Origin of the sequence: Micromonospora sp. LOL_014 (genome assembly GCF_048060245.1) — a bacterium.
Classification (GTDB): Bacteria; Actinomycetota; Actinomycetes; order Mycobacteriales; family Micromonosporaceae; genus Micromonospora_E.
Genome location: NZ_JBHMIP010000017.1, coordinates 130,166 through 136,502, shown reverse-complemented (window position 1 = coordinate 136,502; position 6,337 = coordinate 130,166). Strand labels below are relative to the sequence as shown.

Below are 6,337 nucleotides of genomic sequence, written 5' to 3'. Positions count from 1 at the left end.
TCAGTCAGTGGTTGGGTCAGACCTCGGCGGGAGGTGCTCTTCTCCATCATCTCTGTCAGTGTTCGACGTCCGGCCGGAACCGGGCCGGCCGTACGCCGGCCAGTTGCTCAGCCTCGACTCCGTCCACGATTTCTGCGGCGACGAGCCGCGCGACGGTTGGGGCCAGAGTGACGCCGGAATGCATCACGGCGACGTAGACGCCGCCCACGCCCGGAACGGGACCGACGATCGGCAGCGCGTCGGCCGGCATGGGCCGGGTCCCAAGGCGCACACTGACCAGGTGGACGTCCTCGGCGTCGAACGTGGCGACGAGGCGGCGCAGCACCCTCTCGCCTGCTCTCTGCAAGTCCTCGTGACTGGTCTCCCCCTGATAGCTAGCGGCAATCAGCAGGTGACCGTCGGTGGCTTCACGAACCTCCAGATCCGGGGTGGCGACCAGCGTGCGAACCAGGCCAGGTGGCCCGCTAAGGCGTATCAGCAGCGCTGGCGACGGCGCGACGGGCAGATCGAACCCCAGCGGCCCGCACAACAAGGGGGCGTCGACACCGGCGGTCACCACGACGATGTCGGCGGGCAGGTTGCCGGCGGATGCCCGCACTCCCACGACCCGGCCGTCGCGCATAGTCAACGCGGTGACGGCGGAGTTGGCTATCAACTGTGCGCCATGGTTCTGAGCCGCACGCACCAGCGCCTGTGTCACGGCAACCGGATCGACCGCTCCGTCGCTCCCGAGGTGCAGGGCGCGCGTCGGCGGTACCCGCAGGCGCGGCTCCACCCATTCGACCTCCGCAGCGTCGAGGAGACGCTCCGCCGGTCCCGTGCGGACATCATCGAGCTGGTCCGCACCCCATATCAAAGCGCCATGTCAACGCACCCGCACGCCCGGCACGTCCTGCTCCAGGCGCCGGTAGTCCGGCACGACGTGGCACCGTAGGGAAGTGCTGCCGTCCGGCACGTCCGCCCCGCGTGGACCACCGATCCAAGCGAAAGAGTCTGCGGTCACTCCACAAGCTGGAACCGATTTGTCCAGCAGAACGACCTCGGCTCCAGCCCGCGCCACCTCGAACGCCATGGCAGCGCCGACGATCCCGGCGCCCACGATCACCACTCGTGTCAACTACTCTCGGATCCCTCGCTCCGCGACAAGCCGGCATCAGCCTCTCGTACGCGTCGACCCACATAGCGACCATACCTAGAAACGAGGCTTCCGCTCATCGGCATGAGCGCACGCTGGTGCCCGCCCGATCCGGGAACAGCTGATGCGTTCCAGGAGGCTCGGCCGGCCGCCCGTCGGAGTTGTACGGACTCTCGGCGGCGAGTGCGGCCGCTCGGACGTGCTGAGGGCCGACGCCCTGCACGTCGAGTGGCGGATGCATCCGGCGGATAGGTCAGCGCTGATGCGTGCCGGCTCTGCGTCCTCCTCCAAGGAGGCCGGTGTCGGGGTGGTCAATGGCCGGCGGTGCTGACCTGGGTGACGAAGGTGGACCAGGCGGTGGGGGTGAAGGTGAGGGTGCCGCCGGTGCGGTTCTTGCTGTCGCGGATCAGTACCTGGCCGGGCAGGTTGTCGGCGATTTCGACGCAGTTGCCGCCGTTGCTGTTGCTGTGGCTGGCGGTGCGCCACGCTGGCTGGGTCATAGCTGCCTGCCGATCCTCGCGATCAGGCGACTGGCCCGGGTGACCAGCCGGGAGGGAAATGTCGACCGCCGCTGCGGCCCTGCCCTTGACCCGGCGTAGGTGCGCAGGACGGGGCCGCAGCGTGGTGTCGGGTGGTCAGTGGTGGTGGGTGGCGGCGGCCTGGGTGATGAAGGTTGACCAGGCGGTGGGGGTGAAGATGAGGGTGCCGCCGGTGCGGTTCTTGCTGTCGCGGACCAGTACCCGGCCCGGCAGGTTGTCGGCGACTTCGACACATGCGCCGCCGTTGCTGTTGCTGCGGCTGGCGGTGCGCCACGCTGGCTGGGTCATAGCTCCTCTGCCATCCTCGCGATCAGGTCTCGGGACATGTCTTGGGGTAGTGCCACCGAGCGTATCGCCTCCCAGATGTTGACGAGGGCGGCGACCTTCGCCGGCTCCTCGTAGGTGCGGCCGTCCACCGGGTTCTCCGTGTAGGCGACCGTCGCCCCGTCCGGCAGCGTGGCAAGAATGAAGTTGCCGGACTGTCCGGCGTATAGTCCGGCGTCGACCGGCACCACGTGCAGCAGCACCCGGTCGCTCCGCGACATGTTGACCAGGTGCAGCAACTGCTCCTTCATCATCACCGGGTCGCCCCGCCGTAGCGCCGCCTCATCGACGATGAACGAGGTGACCGGCGGCGTTCTGCGGTCGAAGACGGTGGCCTGGCGAGCGAGCCGGTGGGCCAGTCGCTGCTCGGCCACCTCCGGCGGGTGCAGACCGACGGCGAGCACCGCGCGGGCGTACGCCTCGGTCTGCAGCAACCCGGGGACGTAGGTTGGCTCAAACCAGCGCAGCATCTCGGCCTGGGCCTCGTACTCCGGCCACGGCTGGAACCAGTCCGGCGGGACGGCATTGCGGGCGTCCGCGGCGGTCTCCTGCACCAGGGTGCCGCTGCCGAAGACATCGTCGATCTGCTCGGCGGTGTCCGGCAGTGGGATCTGCCGGGCCGTCTCGAACTTGGCGATCAGCGAGGTGGAAACGCTCAGCCGCTGCGCCAACTGCTCCTGGGTCATGCCTCCGTTGAGCGTGCGGAGGAACTTGAGAGTGCGGGGAACCCCGTTGCTGCTCACGAATTACCGGTCCTTCCCGATTCAAGATCGAAGTTTCGGAACGGGTTCTGTTGGTGGGAATCCTTCCACTGTTGGCGTCGCGGGTCCAGGGTGGATCTGCTGACAGCAGAAAAATCGGGAGGGATTCGATGATCAATAAGGTGGTGGCCGCCGGGGCGGACCCGGACGACGACCCGGTGTTGCGGCACGCAAGGGAGACCGCCGAGAAGCATCTGCCGAGGCGGATCGGTGAATGCCCGACGTGCGGATCGGTCGCGTTCTGCGCACCGTTCACCATGGCCCTGGCGATCCTCGACCGGCGCGACGTGCCGCGAGCACGGCGGATCCGGACCGTCCTCACCGTCGCCGGCCTGTCGCCGCCGGAGTTCCCGCAGCCGCCGGAGAGCAGCGACGACGGCCGGAGCGGCAACGGCGGCGGGTGGTGCGAAATTGTCCGGTGAACCGTTGATCAAGGTCGGCGACGTGTTGCGGCTGCGCGCCGAAGACTGGGCATTCGGCAACGGCCCGGTGGCGATCCGGGTGTCCCATCTGCGGCACGGTCACGACATTCCACACGTGACCATGATCGCGGTGATGGGCACCTTCGTCAGCGGCCCCCGCACCGGCCAGATGATGCTGCTGTCGGTGTTCAAACACGCATTGCGGCGGCCCGGCGTCGTCGAGCGCGACGGCCGTACCCCCGAATCTCGCTCCTGACCAGAAACACCCTGACAGCGATCCCGTCGAAATGCGAAAGGCGGTTCCACCGTGCGCAGGCTTCTCCACCTCGTCCTGTTCCCCCGGCGTACCCGGCGGCAGTCCCGGCCGCACACCCGCAACGCCGGTGCCCGCCACTACCGTGGCGCGGCCCGGCCGTCGATCAGCCCCGGGCTGGTCCGCGACCGCCAGTTCCTGGACCGCACCCGGCGCGGTCTCGACCCGGCCGAGGTACGCGCCTTCCTGCACCTGGTCGCCGACGAGCTGGCCGCGGTGCGGGCCGAGCTGGCGATGACCCGAGACGAGAACGTACGGATCAAGCAGGCGCTGCGGGACTGGCAGTCGCGGCAGTTCCAGGCCCGGATGCCGGCGTAGGCCGTCGGCCCGTGACCACGAAGGGAGCCACGATGGTCCACCACACCGGGGCCAGGGCCGGGACCGGGACCGCCGCTTGGGCCGACGCCGCAATGACGCTGCCGTTGCCGGCGGTGCACCTGCGGAGACCGTTGCTGGCCGACGAGTTCTTCCTGCTGGCGCAGGACGCGGTGACCGGTCGGCCGCGGCTGCCGGACCGGGCCGTCGGGTTCGGTCTGGCCGCCGCGCTGCTGGTGGACCTGGTCGACGCCGGGGCGCTGCGGGTGCGCGACGGCCGGCTCTGGCTGGTGGCACGGCACGTACCGGTGGACGCGCTCGGCGGCTGGATCCTGCGCTGGATGGCCGCCGAGCCGGGACACCGGCGGGTCGGCACCTGGTTGGCGCTGCTGGCTCCCGGCGCTCATCAGCAGGTCGCGCGGCGGCTGGTCGCGGCGGGCGTGGTGCGGCCCCGGACGGTACGCCGTCTGCTGACCACCGCCGTGCGCCAGGTGCCGGTCGACGCGAACCGGGCCGCGTGGGCGTGGGCCCGGCTGACCGTACGGCTACAGCGCGGGGAGCCGTTGCCTGACCTGGAGGCCCGACTCGCCGGATTGTGTCTGGTCACCGGGCTGGACGACGCCCTGCTCGCGGGTCTCCCGGCGGCGGCCCGTCGGCACCTGCACCGGGAGACCGCCGGCCGGCTGCCGATCGAGGTCGGCGAGCTGTTCACCATTGCCCGCAACCGTCTCGACGGCGTATCCCACCGCCGCCGGGGACCGGGCCGGCGCTGGGTGCCAGGCCGGCGCTGAGGGTCAGGCAGGCACCGCCGATCACCGCGATCCCGACGACGCCTTACGGAACGCGCCGCCCGACGTACGCAGTGCCGCGTCTCGGGCCGGGGGGTGCCGGTCGAGTTCGATGCCGGAGACGAAATCATGGTGCACCTGTGGCATCAAGCTCTCGGAACATAATTGGTTCCCGGACCGGGCATCGCTGGCGCCCCGGTTACGGACGTGCCCTGACCTGCCCCATCGGCTGTTACACTCGCTGCAGTTGGAGCAGTTGGAGCAGTTGAGGGGTGGCCGTGACGGATCTACTCATACGCGACGCCGAGGCACTCCACCGTGCCCTGGCCGAGCCTGGCAGCGAGGTGAACGTGGCGTTGTCACGGGAGACGGCCGAGTTGGTGTCGAGATTGGTCGACGCTCGGGCGCGCGGCGAGGAGATAGTTGTTTCGCCAGCGAACTCCGAGGTCAGCCCGACCGAGGCTGCGGTCCTGCTGGCGATGTCACGCCCACAGGTTCGGAAGCTGATGGACCGGGGACTGCTGGAGTCCCGCAAGGTCGGCAGTCACCATCGCATCCGCGTCTCCTCGATCAGGGCGTTCCTTGAGGCAGAGCGTGAGCGGCGGCACGCGGCAATCGCCGAGTTGGTCGCCGTGCAAAACGAGCTCGGTCTGACCGGATGAGCAGCACTGCTGACGAGGTCGATCTGATCCGGGTTGTCCTCGCCGACGCGAACGTGCTTTACTCCCGGATCCTGCGTGACTATCTGCTCTATGCGGCCGATCAGGAGGTCATCACCATCTCCTGGAGTGCCCAGATCCTCGCCGAGGTCACCGAGCACCTTATGGCGAACGTAGAGGGCTTCGACCAGGAGGCAGCCCGGCGGCTGGTCGCCGCGATGAACCGCGCCTTCCCGTTCGCCGAGGTGGAACCGGACGAGGAGCATTGGCGCGTCCTGGCCGAGATGTCGCTACCCGACGAGGACGACCGCCACGTCCTGGCGGCATCTGTCGCCGCAGAGGCGACGGTCCTGTGCACCTCGAACATCAAGGACTTCCCGACGCATCTCGTCGGCGGGCTCGGCATCGAGGTACTTACTCCTGACCAGCTGCTCAGCCGCCTGGTGGTCGACTATGGGCCGCAAATGCTTACTGTCCACCGAACGGCCGTCGACTCGCTGAAAGGTGCCACCGACGATTCGACGGTCGCGGCGTTGCGTAGAGCTGGCGCCCCAACGGCTGCAAGTCTGGTCTCTCGACTGCTCACGTCTGAATAAATCGACCGCGCGGGCCAACCTGCGGCGCTGCGACCCGACTGCCGGCGCGACGGTCGACCGGCATGCCACCTACGGACGTGCCCTGACCTGACCCGGTGGAGCCTCCCCAGGATCCACCTGCTAGTCGAACGTCCAGAAGAAGTAGTAGACGGTGGGCGGGTTGCCGTACGCGCGGTACTGGCAGAGATACGAACTCCACAGGTCGTTCTGGATCCCGTAGTTGCCGTACGAGTGGCAGAAGTTCAGGTCACTGTAGACGTTGCGGAGCGTGCCGCCCGGCGGGTCCGGGTAGTCCGCCGAAGCCGGGGCGGCGGTGGTCGCGAACAGGCCGGCCATGGCGATCATGAACGCCACCAGCAGTGTGGTCAGTCTTCGCATACATCCTCCCATAGGTCGGGGCACTCGCCGATCTTCCGCGTGTCTCCAGGCATCACAAGATCGACGTATAACGATTTCATGATGCCATCGTGGCTGGCCCATGGGAA

The 6,337-nt window shown here is 68.6% G+C and carries 12 protein-coding genes; 6 read left to right on the top strand and 6 right to left on the bottom strand.

Going from position 1 to position 6,337, the window contains the following annotated elements; translation table 11 throughout:
• Positions 1-55 precede the first annotated feature (55 nt).
• The 5 genes from ACFHW1_RS16810 to ACFHW1_RS16790 all read right to left on the bottom strand — a co-directional run bounded on the left by ACFHW1_RS16810 (position 56) and on the right by ACFHW1_RS16790 (position 2,741).
• Positions 56-856 (bottom strand): NAD(P)/FAD-dependent oxidoreductase, encoded by an 801-nt coding sequence (locus tag ACFHW1_RS16810; RefSeq protein ID WP_416556542.1) that lies wholly within the window; start codon positions 854-856, stop codon positions 56-58.
• A gap of 9 nt (positions 857-865) precedes the next feature.
• On the bottom strand, positions 866-1,099 hold the full coding sequence (locus ACFHW1_RS16805) for an FAD-dependent oxidoreductase (RefSeq protein WP_416556541.1): 234 nt from the start codon (positions 1,097-1,099) through the stop codon (positions 866-868).
• 347 nt (positions 1,100-1,446) lie between these two features.
• Entirely contained in the window at positions 1,447-1,635 is a 189-nt protein-coding gene (locus ACFHW1_RS16800) for a DUF397 domain-containing protein (protein ID WP_416615699.1), read from the bottom strand.
• A gap of 135 nt (positions 1,636-1,770) precedes the next feature.
• The gene (locus ACFHW1_RS16795) at positions 1,771-1,962 is read right to left on the bottom strand and encodes a DUF397 domain-containing protein (RefSeq protein WP_416556539.1); all 192 of its coding nucleotides are present in this window, start codon (positions 1,960-1,962) and stop codon (positions 1,771-1,773) included.
• The gene (locus tag ACFHW1_RS16790; protein WP_416556538.1) at positions 1,959-2,741 is read right to left on the bottom strand and encodes a helix-turn-helix domain-containing protein; all 783 of its coding nucleotides are present in this window, start codon (positions 2,739-2,741) and stop codon (positions 1,959-1,961) included. The genes ACFHW1_RS16795 and ACFHW1_RS16790 overlap by 4 nt, the downstream gene beginning before the upstream one ends.
• 128 nt (positions 2,742-2,869) lie before the next feature.
• Between ACFHW1_RS16790 and ACFHW1_RS16785 the strand changes: the two genes are divergently transcribed.
• From ACFHW1_RS16785 to ACFHW1_RS16760, 6 genes are all read left to right on the top strand, one after another.
• Positions 2,870-3,181: a hypothetical protein gene (locus tag ACFHW1_RS16785; protein ID WP_416556537.1), complete on the top strand. Its 312-nt coding sequence runs from the start codon at positions 2,870-2,872 to the stop codon at positions 3,179-3,181.
• Positions 3,171-3,437 (top strand): hypothetical protein, encoded by a 267-nt coding sequence (locus ACFHW1_RS16780; protein ID WP_123607087.1) that lies wholly within the window; start codon positions 3,171-3,173, stop codon positions 3,435-3,437. Before ACFHW1_RS16785 ends, ACFHW1_RS16780 begins: the two co-directional genes overlap by 11 nt.
• 51 nt (positions 3,438-3,488) lie before the next feature.
• On the top strand, positions 3,489-3,812 hold the full coding sequence (locus ACFHW1_RS16775; RefSeq protein ID WP_416556536.1) for a DivIVA domain-containing protein: 324 nt from the start codon (positions 3,489-3,491) through the stop codon (positions 3,810-3,812).
• Between the two features lie 32 nt (positions 3,813-3,844).
• Positions 3,845-4,600, top strand: coding sequence for a GOLPH3/VPS74 family protein (locus tag ACFHW1_RS16770; RefSeq protein WP_416556535.1), 756 nt, complete (start codon positions 3,845-3,847; stop codon positions 4,598-4,600).
• Between the two features lie 275 nt (positions 4,601-4,875).
• Positions 4,876-5,259, top strand: coding sequence for a helix-turn-helix domain-containing protein (locus tag ACFHW1_RS16765; protein WP_416556533.1), 384 nt, complete (start codon positions 4,876-4,878; stop codon positions 5,257-5,259).
• Positions 5,256-5,852 (top strand): PIN domain-containing protein, encoded by a 597-nt coding sequence (locus ACFHW1_RS16760; protein ID WP_416556532.1) that lies wholly within the window; start codon positions 5,256-5,258, stop codon positions 5,850-5,852. The genes ACFHW1_RS16765 and ACFHW1_RS16760 overlap by 4 nt, the downstream gene beginning before the upstream one ends.
• Positions 5,853-5,972: 120 nt before the next feature.
• Here the strand turns inward: ACFHW1_RS16760 and ACFHW1_RS16755 are convergent, their stop codons facing one another.
• On the bottom strand, positions 5,973-6,230 hold the full coding sequence (locus ACFHW1_RS16755) for a hypothetical protein (RefSeq protein ID WP_416556531.1): 258 nt from the start codon (positions 6,228-6,230) through the stop codon (positions 5,973-5,975).
• Positions 6,231-6,337 lie beyond the last annotated feature (107 nt).